The following is a 19,293-nucleotide window of genomic DNA, read 5'->3' as shown; positions in this document are numbered from 1 at the left end:
CTTTCTCTTTTTCAGGTAACCAATCCGCCCGCCAAATAGCGGCGCGACGCATCGCTTTCGGGAGAATCCAAAACCTGTTTTGCCGCACCGTGTTCCACGACTTGTCCGCCCTGCATCATGACCACGTCCGAGGCCAAACGGCGTGCCTGACCGATATCATGCGTCACCATCACGATCCGCACAGCCCGAGCCGAAGCCCGTAATACCATTCGTTCAATCATCTGAGTCGCGCTTGGATCCAGTGCGCTGGTGGGCTCGTCCAGAAACAAAGTCTCGGGGCTCAATGCCAGCGCCCGTAGAATCGCCAACCGCTGCGCTTCCCCTCCGGACAATGATCGCGCGGGTTGTCTGGCCTTGCCGTCCAGCCCGCCTTCGGTCAGCAATTCGGCGGTGCGGGCCTTTCGTGCCGTTCGCCCCATGCCTTGACGCTTTAGAACGAAGTCAAGGTTTGCCGCAACTGATCGACGCAGCAGAACCGGTTTCTGAAACACCATGGCCTGGCGGGCTTTTTGTGCCGCGCCAAGCGGTTTTCCATCCTGGACGACCTGCCCCCGATCCGGAGTGATCAGCCCGTGCAGACAGCGCAGCAACAGGCTTTTGCCTGCACCGTTGGGGCCAAGGATCAAGGTTGGCCCCGGCCCATCCAATACCAATGACGAGACGTCCAACAACGCCTTGCCACTACTGCGGATTTGCAGGTTCTCGACCTTCAGGCAATTCACCATGTCGCAGAGCAGGTCACGCATGGCGCACCCCCTCCTGTTCGGCGCGCAGGCTGACCGCGCTCACCATCGCGTTCACGGCCACCGCTATCCCAATCAGGATTGCCCCCAAGGCCAGTGCCAGCGCCAGATTTCCCTTCGAGGTTTCCAGCGCGATGGTTGTGGTCATCACGCGCGTAACATGGTTGATGTTGCCGCCCACAATGATCACCGCGCCCACCTCGGCAATGGCGCGCCCAAACCCCGCAAGCAAGGCCGTGACCAATGCCAGCCGTGCATCCCACAGCAGCACAGGAACCGATGCAAGCCGTGACACGCCCAGTGATCGCAACTGTTCAGAGTACTCCTCGGCCAGCATTTCGACCACCTGTCGGGTCAGCGCGGCAACAATAGGAGTGACCAACACGACCTGAGCGATGATCATTGCCGTCGGGGTATACAAAAGCTCGAGCACACCCAGCGGGCCAGAACGGGACAGCATCAGATAGACCAGCAACCCCACAACCACGGGTGGGAACCCCATCAAGGCGTTCATCAGAACGATCAGCATCCGCCGTCCCGGAAACCGGGCCACAGCCAAAGAAGCACCGACAGGCATGCCAATCAGGGCAGAAATCAGAACCGCAAACACGGATACTTTAAGGGACAACAGCACAATCGCCCAAAGCTCTGAGTCTCCCTCAAAGATCAGAGCGATCGCAGAACTGAATTCTGATGCAAATCCCTGCATTTTTTTCCACTTTTTCTGCATTCCGTACGAAATGCGCTCTTTTACAAGCAAATACTACTCTGTTTTTGGTTTAAGTACAGACACATATCCGGCATTCTAAATGAAAAACGCGGCCCCGATTGGGACCGCGTCTCAATTCGTGAATAGAGGGCTGAAGTTAATTCAGCGCAGCTTCGGTGATCTGATGCGTCCAAGCCCCTTCGGGCTTTTTAGTGATAACCGGATCGGAACCGCCTGCCAGCAGAGTGTTGACAGTGCGGTCGAAATCAGCCGGGTCCAGCGCTCCGTTCGACCCTGCGGTCAACTTGGCGATCTCACCCATCATACGCTTTTGGTGTTCTTCCGTCTGGGCACCGGTTGCATCGTTTTCCAAAACGATTTCCGCCGCTTCGTCTGGATTCTCCTCCGCATATTTCCAACCCTTCATCGACGCGCGAACGAACCGCTCCATCTTGTCAGTGAAGGCCGCATCGCTCAGGTTCTCTTCCAGAACGTAAAGACCATCTTCCAGCGTCGCCACGCCCTGGTCTTCGTACTTGAAGGTCACCAGTTCATCCGGGCTGACACCGGCATCAATGACCTGCCAGTATTCATTGTAGGTCATGGTGCTGATGCAATCCGCCTGACGCTGAAGCAACGGGTCCACGTTAAAGCCCTGCTTCAGAACTTCCACGCCGTTTTCGCCTTTGCCATCAGTGCTGATGCCCAACTGGCTCATCCAGCTCATGAACGGAAACTCGTTGCCAAAGAACCAGACACCCAGCGTGCGGTTCTTGAGGTCCTCGGGCGACGAGATCCCAGCGTCTTTCCAGCAGGTCAGCATCATGCCAGAGCTTTTGAACGGTTGAGCGATGTTCACCAGCGGCAGCCCTTTTTCACGAGCAGCAAGCGCGGCGGGCATCCATTCGACGGTGACATCAGCGCCACCGCCTGCAATCACTTGCGTCGGAGCGATGTCAGGTCCGCCGGGAAGAATGGTGACGTCCAGCCCCTCTTCTTCGTAAAAGCCCTTGTCCTTGGCAACGTAGTAGCCCGCGAATTGTGCTTGCGTGACCCACTTCAGTTGCAATGTCACCTCGTCCGCAGCCAGCGCCGCACTGGCTGCCAGACCAAAGGCGGCAACCGCCCCGCTGAGTAGCTTGTTCATCTTCAATTCTCCTAGTTGCTTGTTGTGCCCCAATTTCGGGGTCTGTTGATTTCCTTGTTTTATCCGCGCTGTGACGGGTGCCAGAAGGTCACCACTTTTTCGACCCCCGCCACCAGACCATAAAAAGCTGTACCTGCGAGTGCCGCAACAACGATTTCGGCCCAGACCATGTCTAATGACAGTTGCCCGACGCTGGTAGATATCCGGAACCCCATACCAAGTGTCGGTGAACCGAAGAACTCAGCCACGATAGCGCCGATCAGCGCCAAAGTGGTGGAAATCTTCAGCCCGTTGAAAATGAAGGGCATCGCCGCAGGCAGTCGCAACTTCAAAAAGCTCTGCCAATAGGTTGCGGCATAAGTCTCCATCAGGTCGCGCTGCATCGAGGTGGCCTCACGCAGCCCGGCCACGGTGTTCACGAGCATCGGAAAGAACACCATCACAACCACCACCGCCGCTTTGGAATGCCAGTCAAACCCGAACCACATCACCAGAATGGGGGCGGTCCCGACAATCGGCAGGGCGGCCACGAAATTGCCGACCGGCAACAGGCCCAGACGCAGGAAATCCCAGCGATCCACCGCAATCGCCATCAGAAAGGCCGCAAAGCACCCGATGACATAGCCGCTTAACGCGCCCTTGATGATGGTCTGCACAAAGTCAGCCCACAGGATCGGAAGGCTGTCCGCAAACCGCACCGCAATCACCGATGGCGCTGGCAGGATGACCAGTGGAACCTCAAGGCCGCGCACCAAAAGTTCCCAGATCCCGATGACAGTCAGCCCAAAGATCAAGGGGGCCAGAAACCGCACCATTCGGGTATCGGCGTAAGGCCCACTGGCCAACCGACTGTTCAACCACCAGCCAAAAAGCCAAAGCAGGATAGCACAGAAAACCAGTATCATTGCGCCATCCCCATCCGTTTCAGCACGGCCCGTTCAATCAGCCCCAGCAGCCCGACCAGGCACGCCGCCAGAATGGCTGCAGCAAACAGGGCCGACCAGATCTGTACCGTTTGCCCGTAATAGCTGCCGGCAAGCAACCGCGCGCCCAGACCTGCGACGGCGCCTGTCGGAAGCTCACCAACAATGGCACCGACCAGCGATGCAGCGATCCCAATCTTGAGCGACGTGAACAGATACGGCATCGACGCAGGCAATTGCAGCTTCCAGAAACCCTGAGACCGGCTTGCGTTATACGTCCGCAACAAGTCCAGTTGCATCGCATCAGGACTGCGCAATCCTTTGACCATGCCAACAACAACCGGAAAGAAACTCAGATAGGCCGATATAATCGCCTTGGGAATGATCCCTTGAATACCAATGGAGTACAGAACAACAATGATCATCGGCGCAAGCGCGATGATCGGAATAGTCTGACTCACAATCGCCCAGGGCATGACCGACAAATCCATCACGCGGCTATGCACGATCCCGACTGCGAGCAGAATGCCCAGCCCGGTGCCAATCGCAAATCCCAGCATCGTAGCACTCAGCGTGACCCAGCCGTGATAGATCAGCGACCGTTTCGAGGTGATCTTTTTCTGGACCGTCGTCTCCCACATCTCGATGGCGACCTGATGCGGGGCCGGCAGTCGAGGCCTGTCCTGTTCCCACGTGGCCGGGATGGCGAAGGCGTTGTTCAAAACAAGACCAACCTCGGACATGTCACGCCGGTCCTTGGCGGATGGCGGCTGCACCACGGCCCCCGCACGTTCCTGTTCGGTCAACACGCCCTTTATGTTCATCGGAATGCAGGCCACGTACCAGAACAGAACAATTGCGGCGACGACGGTGAATACGGCAATGACCTGCTTCATGCACGCCACTCCATCCTATAGACAGGCACGGTATCCGGCGGCACGGGGGGCTCTTCGGCCGTCACTTCGAACCCTTCGCGGCGATAAAAGCGTTGCGCCGATGTATTGGGCCGGTGCGTCGTCAGACAGAGAAAATCGCGGCCCTCTTTTGCTTTGTCGACAAAGCGCTTGCCGATACCCTGTCCCCTCCGGCCGCAATACAGCGCACCGATTTTGTTCTGTGCCGGGTCCACTGACATGTAGCAATCGACCGGATCACCGGCGACCCACATTTCACGGTCGTCGAATGCGTCGCTGATCAGTTTCGCCAGCTCTTCTACCGGCAGTTCATCGGGCATCCAGTCTGTTTGCGTGACCCAGTCATGAACAACCCTGGCGCAGGCTGGCACATCACCTGGAACCGCGCGCCGGATCCTATCCGCATTCAGCTTAGTCGTCATTGGAATGCCCACCCCGCAAACCTTCCCGGACGCGATGCGCGACCTCAATGAACTCCGGAGTGTCACGAATATCCAGCGGCCGCTCCTTGGGCAACGGGCTGTCAATCACATCAGCAATCCGCCCAGGCCGCGGGCTCATCACCACGATCTTTGTGCTCAGGTAAACCGCCTCGGGAATGGAGTGTGTCACGAATCCGATCGTCTTTTCCGTCCGCGCCCAGAGCTCAAGAAGCTGCTCGTTCAGGTGGTCCCGCACGATCTCATCCAGCGCCCCGAACGGCTCGTCCATCAGCAGGATATCCGCATCGAAGGCAAGGGCACGCGCGATACTGGCCCTCTGCTGCATCCCGCCCGACAACTGCCAGGGAAACTTGCCGCCAAACCCTTCCAGATCAACAAGTTCCAGCACCCTTTTCACCTGCTCATTCTGTTCGACAGCGGTGAATCCCATTATCTCAAGAGGCAGTTTTATGTTCTTGGCAATTGTGCGCCAGGGATAAAGGCCCGCAGCCTGAAAGACATACCCGTACGCCCGGTTTCGACGCGCCTCATCGGGGGTCATGCCATTGACGGTCAGCGTCCCGCCCGTAGGTATCTCAAGGGCTGCGATGCAGCGCAGAAAGGTGGTTTTGCCACAACCGGACGGACCGATGAAACTGACGAAATCGCCCTTTTCAATTGTCAGGTTCACGTCCTTGAGGGCGTGTACTGGCCCATCGTTGGTCTGGAATGTCAGGTCTAGCTGCCTTGCCTCGATGACGGGCCGGGTCGTGCTTTCAGTGTTCATTTTATTGCCTTGAGAAGAGTGGTGCCAGGGCCGCCGGCAAGGCCGCCCCAACTGATCAAACACCGGTCGCCGGAATTCCCGTCCGCTCGACAGGCCTTGGGGCCGTCAGCTCTTTCCAGGTGCTCAGCGCCTTGTTGACGGTAGTGTTCGCCTCGCGCGCGACAAAGTCCCCATGACCTTCCTGCGTGCGGATTTCACCGTCATGCACCGCCACCTGTCCCCGTGTCAGGGTAAAGCGTGGCAGACCTTTGACCTCCTTGCCCTCAAACACGTTGTAATCAATCGAGGATTGCTGGAAACCGGCACTGATCGTTTTGGATTTCTCAGGATCCCAAACGACAAGATCAGCATCTGCACCTACCAGAACGGCGCCCTTTTTAGGATAGCAATTCAAAATCTTGGCAATGTTTGTAGAAGTAACAGCTACGAATTCATTCGGCGTCAGGCGCCCTGTGTTGACCCCATGCGTCCACAGCATCGGCATCCGATCTTCCAGCCCGCCGGTGCCGTTCGGGATCTTGGTGAAATCCCCAACGCCAAAGCGTTTCTGTTCGGTTGTGAAGGCGCAATGATCGGTTGCAACCACGCTCAACGTTCCGGATTGCAGGCCATTCCACAGACTGTCCTGATGCTGTTTGTTCCGGAACGGAGGGCTCATGACCCGTCGCGCCGCGTGGTCCCAATCCTGATTGAAGTATTCACTTTCGTCCAATGTCAGGTGCTGGATCAGGGGCTCTCCCCACACTCGCTTACCCTGCATTTTCGCCCGGCGGATAGCTTCATGCGCCTCTTCACACGAGGTGTGTACAACGTAAAGCGGCACACCCGCCATGTCCGCAATCATGATCGCCCGGTTGGTGGCTTCACCTTCCACCTGCGGCGGGCGGGAATACGCATGTGCTTCGGGGCCGGTGTTCCCTTCGGCAAGCAGCTTGGCACTCAGTTCTGCCACCACATCCCCGTTCTCGGCATGAACCAGGGCAGTACCGCCAAGCTCCGCAAGACGCTTGAACGAGGCGAACAGCTCATCATCATTCACCATCAGCGCACCCTTGTAGGCCATGAAATGTTTGAAGGTGTTGATACCGCGCGTCTCGATCACGGTTTTGATGTCGTCGAACACCTGTTCTCCCCACCAGGTCACCGCCATGTGGAACGAATAGTCACAATTCGCCCGTGTCGACTTGTTGTCCCAACGTTTCAGTGCATCCAGCAGGCTTTCACCAGGGTTGGGAAGAGCAAAATCGACAACCATCGTCGTGCCGCCGGCCAACGCCGCCCGCGTCCCGCTTTCAAAGTCATCGCTGGAATAAGTGCCCATGAACGGCATTTCGAGATGGGTATGGGGATCAATCCCGCCCGGCATCACAAAACAGCCGGTTGCGTCCAGCTCCTTATCGCCCGTCAGGTTCATACCGATTTCGGTGATCACGCCACCGTCGACCAATACGTCCGCCTTGTAAGTCAGGTCCGCAGTGACAACGGTTCCGTTTTTGATAACAGTACTCATTTTGAACTCCCTGATGCGGTCTACGCCGCTTGCTTCATCTGGCCAAAAATATCCCGGGGGAGTCGCCCTCGGGGCGACGGGGGCAGCGCCCCCTATTCCACGATTTTGGCAGTCTCGACCACGGCGTGCAGCAGAACATCCGCCCCGGCTGCCGCCCATTCCTTGCTGATTTCCTCGGCCTCGTTATGGCTCAGCCCATCAACACAGGGGCACATGACCATCGCGGTCGGAGCAACCCTGTTGATCCAACAGGCGTCATGCCCCGCACCCGAAATGATATCGGTGTGCGAATAGCCCAGCCGTTCGGCTGCGTTTCGCACGGCAGACACGCAAGCATCGTCAAATTTCACCGGATCGAACCCACCGACTTTCTCGAATTCGATCTGAAGGCCCATCTCGTCAACGATATCCTCGGCAGCCACCCGCAGGCGGTTTTCCATGTCGGTGATCACCTCCAGCTCGGGCGAGCGGAAATCGACCGTAAACACCACCTTGCCCGGGATCACATTGCGTGAGTTCGGATAGACATCGATATGCCCCGCCGCACCCACCGCATGCGGAGCATGAGACCAGGCGATCTCGTCGACTTTTTCCAGGATCCGCGCCATGGCCAGCCCGGCATTCTTGCGCATCGGCATCGGTGTCGACCCGGTATGAGCATCCTTGCCCGTTACCGTGATCTGCGTCCAACTCAGCCCCTGTCCATGGGTGACGACGCCGATATCGTTGCCTTCGGCTTCAAGGATCGGCCCCTGTTCGATATGCAACTCAAAGAACGCATGCATCTTGCGGGCGCCCACCTCTTCATCGCCTCGCCAGCCGATACGGTTCAACTCATCCCCGAACTTTTTGCCCTCAGCGTCTTCGCGGTTATATGCCCAATCCTGCGTGTGCATCCCTGCAAACACGCCCGAGGATAGCATAGCCGGTGCGTAACGCGTACCTTCTTCGTTTGTCCAGTTGGTGGCGACGATCGGATGTTTTGTCTTGATCCCCAGGTCGTTCAGCGTCCGGATCAGTTCCAGCCCACCCAAGACACCCAGCACACCATCGTATTTACCGCCTGTAGGCTGCGTATCCAGATGCGATCCCACGTAAACCGGCAACGCGTCCGGGTCGGTGCCTTCGCGGAGGGCGAACATGTTGCCCATCTGATCGAGCCCCATGGTACAGCCCGCTTCCTCGCACCACTTCTGGAACAGGGCGCGGCCTTCCGCGTCTTCATCCGTCAGGGTCTGGCGATTGTTGCCACCGGCGACACCCGGACCGATCTTGGCCATCTCCATCAGGCTGTCCCACAACCTGTCGCCATTGATCCTGAGATTCTGCGCCGGAGGTGCCATGTTCATCTTCCCTGTTTGCTTGCGATTTAGCTCGCTTTTGGTGTCTTGATTTGACCATATGGTCAAACTCACGCTATCACGGGTTCGGTATCAGTCAAGAATTTGCGCGGCACGGCTGAAATTTTCAGTGCATTCCGCACCTGTTCGACGAAAAAAGAGACACGTTGAAAACATGCCAAAAGACCGCGCACCGACTCGCATTCAGAAAAAGAACCGTGCTGCGATTCTAGAGGCTGCCCTGAACGTGTTTTCTGCTCACGGGTTTCGCGGAGCAACCGTTGATCAGATTGCGGCCGAAGCGGGTTTGAGCAAACCGAACCTGCTGTATTATTTCCCTTCAAAAGAGGCGATCCATACAGAGCTGCTTTCCGGGTTGTTAGAGACTTGGCTGGCCCCGCTGCACGACCTGGACGCAAACGGCGATCCAATGGAAGAAATCCTGGCATACATTCGGCGCAAGTTGCAGATGAGTCAGGAGTTACCACGCGAAAGCCGCCTATTCGCCAACGAGCTTGTGCAGGGCGCGCCGCGCATTCATGATGCTTTGTCCTATGATCTCAAGGCACTGGTCGACGAAAAGACCACGATCCTTACCGGCTGGATGGATCAAGAAAAAATCGCACGAGTGCATCCCTACCACCTGATGTTTTCGATCTGGGCCTTGACACAGCACTATGCCGATTTCGATGTTCAGGTTCGTGCAATTCTGGGCAACGAAGATCCGTTCGAGGGCGCAGAAACCTTTGTTGATACGTTGTACCGAAAACTTCTGAGCCCCTGAAAAAAGGGGCCGCAAAAACGGCCCCTTGACGATCTGTCGCAATCCCCTCATTCGGCCGCTTTGGCCATGGGGTTGTTCGGATGCGTCGTCCAGTTCGCATAAGTTGGCTGAACTTCTTTTCCGGTTCGGAGATCAACCTCGCCCGCTGCCATCGGCACCATATCGATGCAGCCTTCGATCGGGCAAACATCGACGCAGAGGTTACAGGCGACGCATTCGTCATCCATCACCTCGAAGACGCGGTCCTCGGACATGGAAATCGCCTGATGGCTGGTGTCTTCACAGGCCGCGTAACACCGGCCACACTTGATGCACTGATCCTGATCGATCTTGGCTTTGGCGATGTAGTTGAGGTTCAGATACTGCCAGTCGGTGACATTGGGCACCGCGCGCCCGATCACCTCGTCGACGCTTGAATATCCCTTTTCGTCCATCCATTCCGACAGACCCGCAGTCAGTTCGTCGATGATCTTGAAGCCATAGGTCATCGCGGCTGTACACACCTGAACGTTGCCACAGCCCAACGAGATGAACTCGGCCGCATCGCGCCATGTGGTGACGCCGCCGATGCCGGAAATGGGTAGGCCTCGCGTCGCCTCGGCCCGCGCGATCTCGGACACCATCGACAGGGCAATCGGCTTTACTGCCGGGCCGCAATACCCACCGTGACTACCCCTGCCGTCAATCGAAGGTTCAGGGCTGAACGTGTCCAGATTGACGCTGGTGATCGAATTGATTGTGTTGATCAGCGACACCGCATCCGCGCCGCCATTTCTGGCGGCCGCAGCCGGTTTACGGATGTCAGTTATGTTTGGCGTAAGCTTCACGATGACCGGGCGGTCATAGTATTTCTTGCACCAGCGTGTGACCATCTCGATATATTCAGGAACCTGCCCAACGGCCGAGCCCATACCGCGTTCGCTCATCCCATGCGGACAGCCGAAGTTCAGCTCGATCCCGTCGGCACCAGTCTCAGCCACACGCGGCAGTATCGCCTTCCACGCCTCTTCCTCGCATGGCACCATGATTGACGCGATCAGAGCACGGTCCGGGTAATCTGATTTGACCCGCGCCATTTCCTCAAGGTTTACCTCAAGCGGACGATCAGTGATCAGTTCAATATTGTTAAGGCCCAGCAATCTGCGATCAGCGCCATAAATTGCGCCATAACGCGGGCCATTCACGTTCACGACCGGAGGTCCCTCGGACCCAAGAGTTTTCCAGACAACGCCGCCCCATCCCGCTTCGAACGCGCGGCGAACGTTGTATTCCTTGTCCGTCGGCGGCGCAGAGGCCAGCCAGTACGGGTTGGGGCTGGAAATGCCCAGAAAGTTTGTCGTCAGATCGGCCATGGCTTCTCCCTTCCCGGCTCAGCCGGTTTTTTTGAATATCATTTCGGTCGGGCGAATGCGCCCGGCCTTGAGGTTTTTGACGTAGTTTTGGAACTTTTCGGGCGCCGTTTCGCCCATCATCAGGTGGATACCCAGCGGTGCTGGTCCGGTCTCGGCTATCTTGGCAAACACGTCCTCGAAGAATTGGATCGCAAACGCGGTGCGGTCTGTTTCGGTAACCAATTCAAGACCAGCCTTCTTTGCGGCGTCCTTATAGACATCCGGCGCGTGAACAAAGGAGGTTTCTGGCAAAGTGGACCAGGGAAGCGGAAAAGCCAGCGGCTCATCCACCTCTCCGCCCATGACGTCGAACAGGGCAAAGGTTCCGCCCGTGGAGAGCGCCCGCGACACTTCCGCAAACAGCCCGGCCTTACTTTCGATGTTCATGCCCACATGCATCATGACCGCAAGGTCGAACCCCGCATCCGGCACAGGCATGTCCAGTGCACTGCCAACGTGAAAGCTGGCCTTTTCAGAATGACCGACCAGATCACTGAGCGCGGCGGCGGTTTCAACGAACTCTGGTGTCAGGTCGACCCCTGTTACCGTTGAATCATATTTGTCCACTATGTACCGGGATGTGCCTCCGATGCCGCATCCGACATCCAGAACACGTGTCGCATGGGTCGGCGAAAGCTGCGCAAACAGGTTGTCGGTTGCAAGAACGCCGCCTGTATGGAACTCATCCCCAGCCTTCAGATCAGCGACCGTGGCCGCATCCGGGTCGATGCCGCTGGCCTCCAGTGCCGCGCGGACGCGTTCGGTCAGTGCACCGGTGGTATAGTGTTGAGCAACAGCTTGTTCGATCTGGGACATGGGAATACCTCAGCAGCGAAAGGAATGGGGTGAATACCCCACCCTATCACGAAAAGAGCGTCGCGTGGATGTCCATCGCCGCGTCCCGACCTTCGGCAACAGCGGTTACGGTCAGGTCTTCGCCACCCGCAGCACAGTCACCACCAGCCCAGACACCAGCCAAGGAGGTTCGGCCAGCCCCGCTGACGGCTATCTTGTTGCCGTCCAGCGTCAGCCCGTCCGGTGTACCTTCCAGCGTCTGCCCAATAGCCTTGAGCACTTGATCTGCTGGCAGGCGGATCATCTCTCCGGTTCCAGTGAGCTGACCGTTCTGGCTGGATGTATATTCCAACTCAATCTCGGCCGCTGCACCGTTGCCGTGTACGGCCACTGGCTGAACATTTGTCAAAATCCGAACACCGTGCGACGCTGCCAGATCCTGCTCGTACCGGCTGGCCCCCATAGCGTCGCGGCCACGACGATAGGCAATGGTCACATGTTCTGCTCCCAGAAGCTTGGACTTCACAGCAGCATCCACCGCGGTCATGCCTCCGCCGATAACGACCACATTCCGCCCAACGGGCAGATTGGCGAGGTCACTGGCCTGCCGCACGTCCGAGATGAAATCGACCGCAGCCCGTACTCCGTCTTTATCGACACCGCCTGCACGCAGGGCGTTGACGCCAGCAAGACCAATGGACAGAAACACCGCGTCGTAGTTTTCGACCAGCCCATCCAATGAGATGCTTTCGCCCAAAACCGAACCGGTCTCGATTGCAATCCCGCCGATTTTCAGCAGCCAGTCCACCTCGGCCTGTGCAAAATCGTTGGTCGATTTGTAGGCCGCAATACCGTATTCATTCAGGCCGCCGGGTTTGGGCTTGCTTTCATGGATCACCACATCATGGCCCAGCATGGCCAGCCGGTGGGCGCATGCCAGACCCGCAGGCCCAGCCCCCACAACCGCAACTGTCTTACCGGTCGAAGGCGCACGTTCGAACGGATGCACACCCGAGGCCATGATTTCATCGGTGGCAAAACGTTGCAGGCGCCCGATTTCAACCGGTTTGCCTTCGGCGGCTTCGCGAACACAGGCCTCTTCGCACAGTGTTTCGGTTGGACAGACCCGAGCGCACATTCCGCCCAGAATGTTCTGTTCCAGGATCGTGCGCCCTGCTGATTGCGGTTGACCGGCTTGAATCAGGCGAATGAACAACGGGATATCGATATCCGTTGGACAGGCCGTAACGCATGGTGCGTCGTAGCAAAAATAACAGCGATCTGCGGCTACTGCGGCCTCATGCTGCGCAAGTGGCGGATGCAGATCGGTGAAATTTGAGGTCAGCTCATCGCTTGAAAGCCGCCCGGCTACGATACCGGGTGCCATCTGGCCCTGTGCCATCACTCTACTCCCTGTAGATATGTTTGTTATGCTCTCAGCTTGCCACAAATAAATTTTTTATCAATTGGTAAAATTTGCCAAATGATCAAAAAATGACAAGCCCAGTCAAAACACCTGCATTCTCAGGCGCTTCACCCGCGAACTGAACACAAAAAACGACGTATAACTGGGGCCGGTGTTCGGATTTGACAGAAATACACCCGCCTTCAGGGTGTGCGGGGATCAAAAAAACGGACCCCTGAGCATGGCACGTCGCCGATTTCTCCCTTCCATATGGACTGTGAAACCCTCGAGATGTCTGCAAAGATCACCTTGCGCGAACCCTTCCTCGGCCCGGTGAAGGGAATGACATAGATGATGAAAAATCAAACTATCGGCTTTTGACGCCCCACTCCGCTTGCTGTAATCCGGACCAAGGGTGCCGGTTCCGGCAGCTTTCAGGAATGGGCACAGATGCAGGCAAGTTCTCAGAATTTCAACATCGCGGTTGTCGGGCAAAACAACCGCCTGCAATACGAGGCCCTGTTGTTCGCGGCCTCGCTTCGCCATTGCTCACCTGAGTTCAAGGGCAGGTTGTTTGTCGCCACACCCAACCCAGGCCCGCGCTGGAAGCACGACCCCAGCATTCAGGACGAGGACGTTCTGAGGGCCCTGAACCAGTTGGATGTCGAAATCCTGCCATTCGACTCGCATGTTTTTGGCGAAAGCTACCCTCATGGCAACAAGATCGAGGCTTTGTTGGCCCTGCCAGAGGGTGAACCTTTTGTGTTCTTCGACACGGACACGCTGATCACCGGTGACATCACAAGCGTTCCGTTCGATTTCGACCGCCCCGGAGCCTCATTGAAGGTCGAGGGCACGTGGCCAAAGCCGACGCTGTACGGCCCCGGCTTTGACGGTATCTGGCGGGCGCTTTATGCGCGCTTCGGGCTGGATTTCGAAAGCTCTGTGGATGCTGACCAACCCCTTGGTTACTGGCGGCGCTACCTTTACTTCAACGCGGGTTACTTCTTTTACAAATGCCCCAGGATTTTCGGTGAACGGTACCTGGACTACGCAAGAACGATCCGGGACGAAAACATTCCCGAATTGACGGGCCAGAACCTTGACCCATGGCTGGATCAGGCGGCCCTGCCGCTGGTCATTCATTATTTCGGCGGCGGGCGGGATGCTTTGCCTGACGGGCTTCTGGACGGTTCCGTCAGCTGCCACTATCGCCTGTTCCCTTTGCTTTATGCCCGCGAAAGCGATCACGTGATCGATGTGCTGGAAACCGTCGTGGCCCCCAACAAAGTCAAAAAAGTGCTCAAACAGTATGATCCGCTGAAAAAGCTGGTTCTTCAGGGGAAAGGCGCGAAAATCCGCGGCCTGTTTGATCAGGACAACCTGCCGCGACGGGAGCAAGCGCTGCGCAACGCGATCAAAAGCAAAGGCCTCTGGCTGCGCTGACAGGATCGTTGTGCGCAGGCGGGCAATGGCCTACAGATTCCGCAAGACAGATACCAACAGGAGATTTTCAAGATGTCTGACGGCCCGACCTACGGTTTCGACACATTGCAAATTCATGCGGGCGCCCGCCCCGACCCGGCGACCGGAGCGCGCCAGACACCGATTTATCAGACAACTGCCTATGTGTTCCGCGATGCGGACCACGCAGCGGCCTTGTTCAACCTGCAAGAGGTGGGCTTTATCTATTCCCGCCTGACCAACCCAACCGTCGCCGTTCTGCAGGAACGCGTGGCCACGCTTGAGGGCGGCGTCGGCGCAGTCTGCTGCTCGTCCGGGCATGCAGCACAGATCATGGCGCTGTTCCCGTTGATGGGACCGGGTTGCAACGTTGTCGCCTCGACCCGTCTGTATGGCGGTACGGTCACGCAGTTCAGCCAGACGATCAAACGTTTTGGCTGGTCGGCAAAATTCGTGGACACCGATGATCTGGATGCCGTGAAAGCTGCCATCGACGAAAACACCCGCGCGGTTTTCTGCGAATCCATCGCCAACCCTGGCGGTTATGTGACTGATATTCGTGCGTTGGCAGACGTTTCTGATGCTGCGGGCATCCCGCTGATCGTCGACAACACCTCAGCCACGCCTTACCTGTGCCGCCCGATTGAGCACGGTGCGACGCTGGTTGTGCATTCGACCACCAAGTACCTGACCGGCAACGGCACTGTCACTGGCGGGTGCATCGTGGATTCGGGCACATTCGACTGGTCCGCGAATGACAAATTCCCGTCACTGAGCGAACCTGAACCAGCGTATCACGGCCTGAAGTTCCACGAGACCTTTGGCCCGCTGGCCTTCACGTTCCACGGTATTGCCATTGGCCTGCGCGATCTGGGTATGACAATGAACCCACAGGCAGCCCATTACACGCTGATGGGAATCGAAACACTGTCGCTGCGGATGGAGCGTCACGTTGAAAACGCCCAGAAAATCGCTGCGTGGCTGGAAGCGGATGACCGGGTGGAATACGTCACCTATGCGGGATTGCCGTCATCGCCTTACAAGGACCGGGTCAAGTCACAATATCCACGTGGCGCCGGTGCATTGTTCACCTTTGCGGTGAAGGGTGGCTATGACGCCTGTATCAAACTGGTCAACGCCCTTGAGATTTTCAGCCATGTGGCCAATCTGGGTGACGCACGCTCGCTGATCATTCACTCGGCCTCGACCACCCACCGACAACTGACGCCGGAACAGCAGGAGGCTGCCGGCGCAGGTCCGGGCGTGGTGCGTGTTTCCATCGGGATCGAGGACGTGAACGACCTGATCGCGGATCTTGATCAAGCTCTGGCTAAAGCCAGCGCCTGACAATGACCAGGCACGACACAAACGCACTGGGCCAGCCCATTGGCTTGCCGGTGTCGGGTGACTTTCCACGCCCGACACCCCCGTATACACCGATGGCAGGACAGTATTGTTCTGTCGTGCCCCTTGATGTGAACAGACATGCGCCCGGACTGTTCCGGGCGTTTGCAAATGACAGGGATGGTCGTAACTGGACATACCTGCCCTATGGCCCGTTTGACAGTGAGCCGCAGTTTGAAGACTGGGTCCGTGCCAACTGCATGGATGCGGACCCGATGTTTCATACTGTATTGGATGCGGACGAGGTGCCGGTGGGCATGGCATCTTATCTGAGGATCGAACCCGCAGCTGGCGCCATCGAAGTTGGGCATATCCACTTTTCCCCGCTGCTGCAGCGCAAGCCGCAATCGACAGAGGTCATGTACCTCATGATGAAGCGGGTTTTCGACGAGCTTGGCTATCGCCGGTATGAGTGGAAATGTGATGCGCTGAATGCACCGTCACGCAGTGCCGCTGAACGGCTGGGATTTACTTTCGAAGGGGTGTTCCGGCAGGCGACCCATTACAAGGGCCGCAACAGGGACACGGCATGGTACGCGATCATCGACACTGAATGGCCGCGCATCCGCGATGCATTCGAATCCTGGCTGTCGCCCGACAATTTTGACAGCAAGGGCCAGCAGCGTAAACCGCTGATGGCCCGTGCGAAAGCTTGATCTTATTCCGAAATCTCGAATTCCATCGAGACACTGACGGTAACCGAGACCTCTCCGCCTGCAACGGGAACACCACCCGCATCCGCCATGCTCATGGCGCGCATTTCGGCCATCGGACGGATACCGGCCGTTTGTTCGGATATGGATTGAACCGGGCCGAGCGTTACGCCCGCTGACTGCGCCAATTGTTCTGCCTTGGCAGTGGCTTCACCGACGGCTTTGGCGCGGGCTTGCGCTTCGATCGGTTTGGGATCCTGTACGCCAAAGCTCAAGCCCCCGAAATCATTGGCGCCGTCCTGAATGACCGCGTCCATGATTTTCCCCAATTGGGTCAGGTCACGCACGCGCACAAACACGCGGTTGGACGCTGTAAAGCCGGTGATTTCAGGCTTCTCCCCATTCTGTCCATGACGACCCGACCAAACGGGCGACAATGACAGGTCCCGTGTCTGGACGTCACGATCTTCGATACCCATCTCGGTCAGGCGCGCCAGGACTTTGGAAACGGCATCCGACGTTGCCTGCATCGCAGCCGAGGCTTCTGCGTTTTCGTTTGTTACGCCCAGCGTGATCGTCGCCATATCGGGTGCGACCTGCACGGTCCCGGTTGCATCAACGTTGATGCGACGTTCTTCCGCATGGGCTGCTCCAGCGGCCGTTGCCGCCATCATCGCGGCCAGAAAAGCGAATGTCTTCAAGGTTATCACTCCAAGTTGTTCTGTTCCAAGATGGGTTGGCAGGGCTTGGCCATACAAGAGGAGAGGTTGCCTTTTTCTTTCCCTCGGCGGGTTCCTGCTTTAATGTCGGTCTGCACACGCAAAGTCGTTTGCATTGACGTTGATAATTATGGTTCCTCCGGAATATGAAACCCGCCTTTGCGCTGTCTTTTTCTACGACCGGAATAACACTGCACCACCGTTCGGATGACGACTGGTTCGTCATCGGTACGATTCCGCTGGATGTTCCGGACTTGTCCGGACAGATGCAGGCGTTGCGGGAAAAGGCATTTGCGCTGGAAAATGATCTGAGCTGCAAGCTTGTGCTGCCGGCGGATCAGGTTCGGTTTCTACAGCTATCGACCGATGGGTTGCCCCCAAAAGACCGGACGGAACGTATCAAGAATGCTCTGGTGGAAGCCACACCTTACGCCCTGTCAGAACTGAGTTATGACAGCCAGACCGAAGGTGACACGACCTATGTTTCTGCCGTCGCGGTTGAAACTCTGGCCGAAGCGCGAACCTTTGCCTCGGAACATGGTTTTGTGGTGGTGACGTTCACCGCCGAAGGTCACGAGGGCGCGTTCCCGCGCGAGGCGGTGTTCCGCGAAACCTCAGACAGTTCCGAGGGTTCACACCCGGAAGACCAGCCTGCACTGGCAGAAACGGACGCTCCTGAACAGGCCAATACGTCCGGCCTGCCCACCCATCCTATTGCCGGCACCACCGCGCCCGAGGCTTTCCGCGTGCCCACGGAAACCACGGGTATGAACGTTGATGGGCCTGCGGGGGTAAACCGGTCTGCCATTCCTGTCTTTGCCGCTGTGCTGCTTGTTGGCGGACTTGTTGGCTCATGGCTGGCAATGGGGTTCGGCTCTGAAAAGGATCAGGCGGAACAGAGCCCTGCGCCGGTCGAGGTTTCGACCCCAGAACCAACCCCAGGACCCACGCCCGAACCAGAGCCGGACACGGCCGCGCTGGAGGACCCGCAGGAAGTAGTTCCGGATCTTGCCACCGATGATCCTGAAGAGCCTCAAACCAACGTCTCAGAGGCGGAGACCGATGCGCAGCCGGATCTGACCGCTACAGACGCAGCAATTCTGGAAGCCCTCAAGGTTGCCCCTACCCCGGTGGAATCCGTCGCTCAGGACCCCGCGACACAGAAGGATATACTGGCCGTTACGGGCGTCAACACAACCGCGCCTGCAGCACCGGAAATACCGGAGACCGTGGAACCGCAGGAGTTTTATCTGGCATCGCTTGACAACTCCGATCTGTTCACCGATGCGGTTGCCTTGCCTCCCGACCCCAGTTTTGACACTGACGCTCCTTTCAAACCCGACGTATCCCCAAACATTGCTGGCACACGATTTGATCTGGATGAGAACGGACTGGTCGTGCCAACACCGGATGGCACCGTGAATCCGGATGGGGTCATTGTTTTTCTGGGGCGCCCCTCCAAGGTTCCCCCTGAAACTCCGGTTCGTTTCGAAGAAGAACCGCTGGTTGACGAAGCCGACGGCAGGTTGGCCGGAATTCGCCCCAAGCCACGCCCCTCCGATCTGGTTGAGAATTTTGAGCGCGGCCAGCTGGGTGGCCGGTCATTGGAAGAGCTGGCGAGCAAGCGGCCCAAAGAGCGCCCCGAAAGCCTTCAGGTTCAGCCGCAAGTTGACGAAGCACCAACCGCTTTGGCTGTCGTCAGAGTCCCGCGCCCCAAGTCCCGTCCAGCCGGGTTGGCCCCTGCCAAAACACCCGCTTCAAGCAGTTCAAATCTGGGGTCTACGGCAGCATTGGATCAGACATCTGATGAAGCAGGGTCGTTCCAACCAAAGACCGTCGCACCCAAAATCCCCTCGACCGCGTCCGTCGCACGACAAGCCACGATCGACAACGCAATCAATCTGCGCAGGCTGAACCTGATCGGAGTCTACGGAACGCCAGCCAACAGACGCGCATTGGTGCGGCTTCCCAGCGGGCGTTACAAGAAGCTGAAAGTCGGAGACCGCATTGACGGCGGCAAGGTCATTGCGATCAGTGACAGTGAACTTCGGTATCAGAAAAAGGGTCGAAACGTGACGCTGGCGATGCCGCGCAGCTGAAACCGGCAACCGATCTTTTGACGCAACAACTGTCACATAAAAGCGCCGGAGGCAGATGAACAGCCCCCGGCGTGCCAGTGCGTT

18 protein-coding genes are annotated in these 19,293 nt (G+C 57.6%); 5 read left to right on the top strand and 13 right to left on the bottom strand.

Annotated elements, in window-relative coordinates:
• Positions 1–11 precede the first annotated feature (11 nt).
• The 9 genes from AC2FLP_RS04480 to AC2FLP_RS04440 all read right to left on the bottom strand — a co-directional run bounded on the left by AC2FLP_RS04480 (position 12) and on the right by AC2FLP_RS04440 (position 8,498).
• Positions 12–746 carry an ATP-binding cassette domain-containing protein gene (locus tag AC2FLP_RS04480; RefSeq protein WP_299896300.1) on the bottom strand — a complete coding sequence of 245 codons (735 nt, stop codon included), beginning with the start codon at positions 744–746 and terminating at the stop codon, positions 12–14.
• Positions 739–1,452 (bottom strand): ABC transporter permease, encoded by a 714-nt coding sequence (locus tag AC2FLP_RS04475; RefSeq protein WP_117869262.1) that lies wholly within the window; start codon positions 1,450–1,452, stop codon positions 739–741. Before AC2FLP_RS04475 ends, AC2FLP_RS04480 begins: the two co-directional genes overlap by 8 nt.
• 157 nt (positions 1,453–1,609) lie before the next feature.
• The gene (locus AC2FLP_RS04470) at positions 1,610–2,599 is read right to left on the bottom strand and encodes an ABC transporter substrate-binding protein (RefSeq protein WP_171613730.1); all 990 of its coding nucleotides are present in this window, start codon (positions 2,597–2,599) and stop codon (positions 1,610–1,612) included.
• Between the two features lie 59 nt (positions 2,600–2,658).
• The gene (locus tag AC2FLP_RS04465) at positions 2,659–3,504 is read right to left on the bottom strand and encodes an ABC transporter permease (RefSeq protein ID WP_496681794.1); all 846 of its coding nucleotides are present in this window, start codon (positions 3,502–3,504) and stop codon (positions 2,659–2,661) included.
• A complete protein-coding gene (locus AC2FLP_RS04460; RefSeq protein ID WP_117869265.1) occupies positions 3,501–4,418 on the bottom strand; it encodes an ABC transporter permease in 918 nt (305 codons plus the stop codon). The genes AC2FLP_RS04465 and AC2FLP_RS04460 overlap by 4 nt, the downstream gene beginning before the upstream one ends.
• On the bottom strand, positions 4,415–4,858 hold the full coding sequence (locus tag AC2FLP_RS04455) for a GNAT family N-acetyltransferase (RefSeq protein ID WP_299896287.1): 444 nt from the start codon (positions 4,856–4,858) through the stop codon (positions 4,415–4,417). Before AC2FLP_RS04455 ends, AC2FLP_RS04460 begins: the two co-directional genes overlap by 4 nt.
• Entirely contained in the window at positions 4,848–5,645 is a 798-nt protein-coding gene (locus tag AC2FLP_RS04450; RefSeq protein WP_496681789.1) for an ABC transporter ATP-binding protein, read from the bottom strand. The genes AC2FLP_RS04455 and AC2FLP_RS04450 overlap by 11 nt, the downstream gene beginning before the upstream one ends.
• A gap of 55 nt (positions 5,646–5,700) precedes the next feature.
• Positions 5,701–7,155, bottom strand: coding sequence for a dihydropyrimidinase (gene hydA / locus AC2FLP_RS04445; protein ID WP_496681787.1), 1,455 nt, complete (start codon positions 7,153–7,155; stop codon positions 5,701–5,703).
• 92 nt (positions 7,156–7,247) lie between these two features.
• Entirely contained in the window at positions 7,248–8,498 is a 1,251-nt protein-coding gene (locus AC2FLP_RS04440; RefSeq protein WP_299896278.1) for a Zn-dependent hydrolase, read from the bottom strand.
• A gap of 172 nt (positions 8,499–8,670) precedes the next feature.
• On the opposite strand from AC2FLP_RS04440, the gene AC2FLP_RS04435 reads away from it, so the two are divergent.
• Positions 8,671–9,279: a TetR family transcriptional regulator C-terminal domain-containing protein gene (locus AC2FLP_RS04435; protein ID WP_496681784.1), complete on the top strand. Its 609-nt coding sequence runs from the start codon at positions 8,671–8,673 to the stop codon at positions 9,277–9,279.
• Between the two features lie 47 nt (positions 9,280–9,326).
• Here the strand turns inward: AC2FLP_RS04435 and preA are convergent, their stop codons facing one another.
• Genes preA through AC2FLP_RS04420 form a run of 3 tightly spaced genes read right to left on the bottom strand, consistent with a single transcriptional unit; the run spans position 9,327 to position 12,867 of the window.
• Entirely contained in the window at positions 9,327–10,631 is a 1,305-nt protein-coding gene (gene preA, locus AC2FLP_RS04430; protein WP_299896272.1) for an NAD-dependent dihydropyrimidine dehydrogenase subunit PreA, read from the bottom strand.
• Between the two features lie 18 nt (positions 10,632–10,649).
• On the bottom strand, positions 10,650–11,486 hold the full coding sequence (locus tag AC2FLP_RS04425) for a methyltransferase domain-containing protein (RefSeq protein ID WP_496671733.1): 837 nt from the start codon (positions 11,484–11,486) through the stop codon (positions 10,650–10,652).
• Between the two features lie 46 nt (positions 11,487–11,532).
• Positions 11,533–12,867, bottom strand: coding sequence for an NAD(P)-dependent oxidoreductase (locus AC2FLP_RS04420; RefSeq protein WP_496681782.1), 1,335 nt, complete (start codon positions 12,865–12,867; stop codon positions 11,533–11,535).
• Positions 12,868–13,320: 453 nt separating this feature from the next.
• Here AC2FLP_RS04420 and AC2FLP_RS04415 point away from each other — a divergent pair, with 453 nt between their 5' ends.
• The 3 genes from AC2FLP_RS04415 to AC2FLP_RS04405 all read left to right on the top strand — a co-directional run bounded on the left by AC2FLP_RS04415 (position 13,321) and on the right by AC2FLP_RS04405 (position 16,394).
• Entirely contained in the window at positions 13,321–14,316 is a 996-nt protein-coding gene (locus tag AC2FLP_RS04415; protein WP_299896261.1) for a GT-B fold glycosyltransferase domain-containing protein, read from the top strand.
• A 72-nt stretch (positions 14,317–14,388) separates the two neighbouring features.
• Complete coding sequence (locus AC2FLP_RS04410) at positions 14,389–15,681, top strand: O-acetylhomoserine aminocarboxypropyltransferase/cysteine synthase family protein (RefSeq protein ID WP_299896258.1); 1,293 nt, start codon at positions 14,389–14,391, stop codon at positions 15,679–15,681.
• Positions 15,682–15,683: 2 nt separating this feature from the next.
• Positions 15,684–16,394 (top strand): GNAT family N-acetyltransferase, encoded by a 711-nt coding sequence (locus AC2FLP_RS04405; protein WP_496681780.1) that lies wholly within the window; start codon positions 15,684–15,686, stop codon positions 16,392–16,394.
• 2 nt (positions 16,395–16,396) lie between these two features.
• Here AC2FLP_RS04405 and AC2FLP_RS04400 read toward each other — a convergent pair whose 3' ends face one another.
• Entirely contained in the window at positions 16,397–17,101 is a 705-nt protein-coding gene (locus tag AC2FLP_RS04400; RefSeq protein ID WP_496681778.1) for an SIMPL domain-containing protein, read from the bottom strand.
• Positions 17,102–17,256: 155 nt separating this feature from the next.
• On the opposite strand from AC2FLP_RS04400, the gene AC2FLP_RS04395 reads away from it, so the two are divergent.
• Positions 17,257–19,209 (top strand): hypothetical protein, encoded by a 1,953-nt coding sequence (locus tag AC2FLP_RS04395; RefSeq protein ID WP_496681776.1) that lies wholly within the window; start codon positions 17,257–17,259, stop codon positions 19,207–19,209.
• Positions 19,210–19,293: the final 84 nt, after the last annotated feature.

The sequence above is a fragment of the Ruegeria sp. CDSA141 genome (genome assembly GCF_059612005.1).
Note: the sequence above shows the minus strand (reverse complement) of the source record. Positions and strands in the feature narration are given on the sequence as shown.

What these genes read in the sequence shown, in the direction of transcription:
- hydA (WP_496681787.1), bottom strand. Translation starts at nt 7,155, where the DNA reads ATGAGTACTGTTATCAAAAACGGAACCGTTGTCACTGCGGACCTGACT.
- AC2FLP_RS04480 (WP_299896300.1), bottom strand. Translation starts at nt 746, where the DNA reads ATGCGTGACCTGCTCTGCGACATGGTGAATTGCCTGAAGGTCGAGAAC.
- AC2FLP_RS04475 (WP_117869262.1), bottom strand. Translation starts at nt 1,452, where the DNA reads ATGCAGGGATTTGCATCAGAATTCAGTTCTGCGATCGCTCTGATCTTT.
- AC2FLP_RS04425 (WP_496671733.1), bottom strand. Translation starts at nt 11,486, where the DNA reads ATGTCCCAGATCGAACAAGCTGTTGCTCAACACTATACCACCGGTGCA.
- preA (WP_299896272.1), bottom strand. Translation starts at nt 10,631, where the DNA reads ATGGCCGATCTGACGACAAACTTTCTGGGCATTTCCAGCCCCAACCCG.
- AC2FLP_RS04465 (WP_496681794.1), bottom strand. Translation starts at nt 3,504, where the DNA reads ATGATACTGGTTTTCTGTGCTATCCTGCTTTGGCTTTTTGGCTGGTGG.
- AC2FLP_RS04415 (WP_299896261.1), top strand. Translation starts at nt 13,321, where the DNA reads ATGCAGGCAAGTTCTCAGAATTTCAACATCGCGGTTGTCGGGCAAAAC.
- AC2FLP_RS04435 (WP_496681784.1), top strand. Translation starts at nt 8,671, where the DNA reads ATGCCAAAAGACCGCGCACCGACTCGCATTCAGAAAAAGAACCGTGCT.
- AC2FLP_RS04420 (WP_496681782.1), bottom strand. Translation starts at nt 12,867, where the DNA reads ATGGCACAGGGCCAGATGGCACCCGGTATCGTAGCCGGGCGGCTTTCA.
- AC2FLP_RS04395 (WP_496681776.1), top strand. Translation starts at nt 17,257, where the DNA reads ATGAAACCCGCCTTTGCGCTGTCTTTTTCTACGACCGGAATAACACTG.
- AC2FLP_RS04455 (WP_299896287.1), bottom strand. Translation starts at nt 4,858, where the DNA reads ATGACGACTAAGCTGAATGCGGATAGGATCCGGCGCGCGGTTCCAGGT.
- AC2FLP_RS04450 (WP_496681789.1), bottom strand. Translation starts at nt 5,645, where the DNA reads ATGAACACTGAAAGCACGACCCGGCCCGTCATCGAGGCAAGGCAGCTA.
- AC2FLP_RS04440 (WP_299896278.1), bottom strand. Translation starts at nt 8,498, where the DNA reads ATGGCACCTCCGGCGCAGAATCTCAGGATCAATGGCGACAGGTTGTGG.
- AC2FLP_RS04470 (WP_171613730.1), bottom strand. Translation starts at nt 2,599, where the DNA reads ATGAACAAGCTACTCAGCGGGGCGGTTGCCGCCTTTGGTCTGGCAGCC.
- AC2FLP_RS04405 (WP_496681780.1), top strand. Translation starts at nt 15,684, where the DNA reads ATGACCAGGCACGACACAAACGCACTGGGCCAGCCCATTGGCTTGCCG.
- AC2FLP_RS04410 (WP_299896258.1), top strand. Translation starts at nt 14,389, where the DNA reads ATGTCTGACGGCCCGACCTACGGTTTCGACACATTGCAAATTCATGCG.
- AC2FLP_RS04460 (WP_117869265.1), bottom strand. Translation starts at nt 4,418, where the DNA reads ATGAAGCAGGTCATTGCCGTATTCACCGTCGTCGCCGCAATTGTTCTG.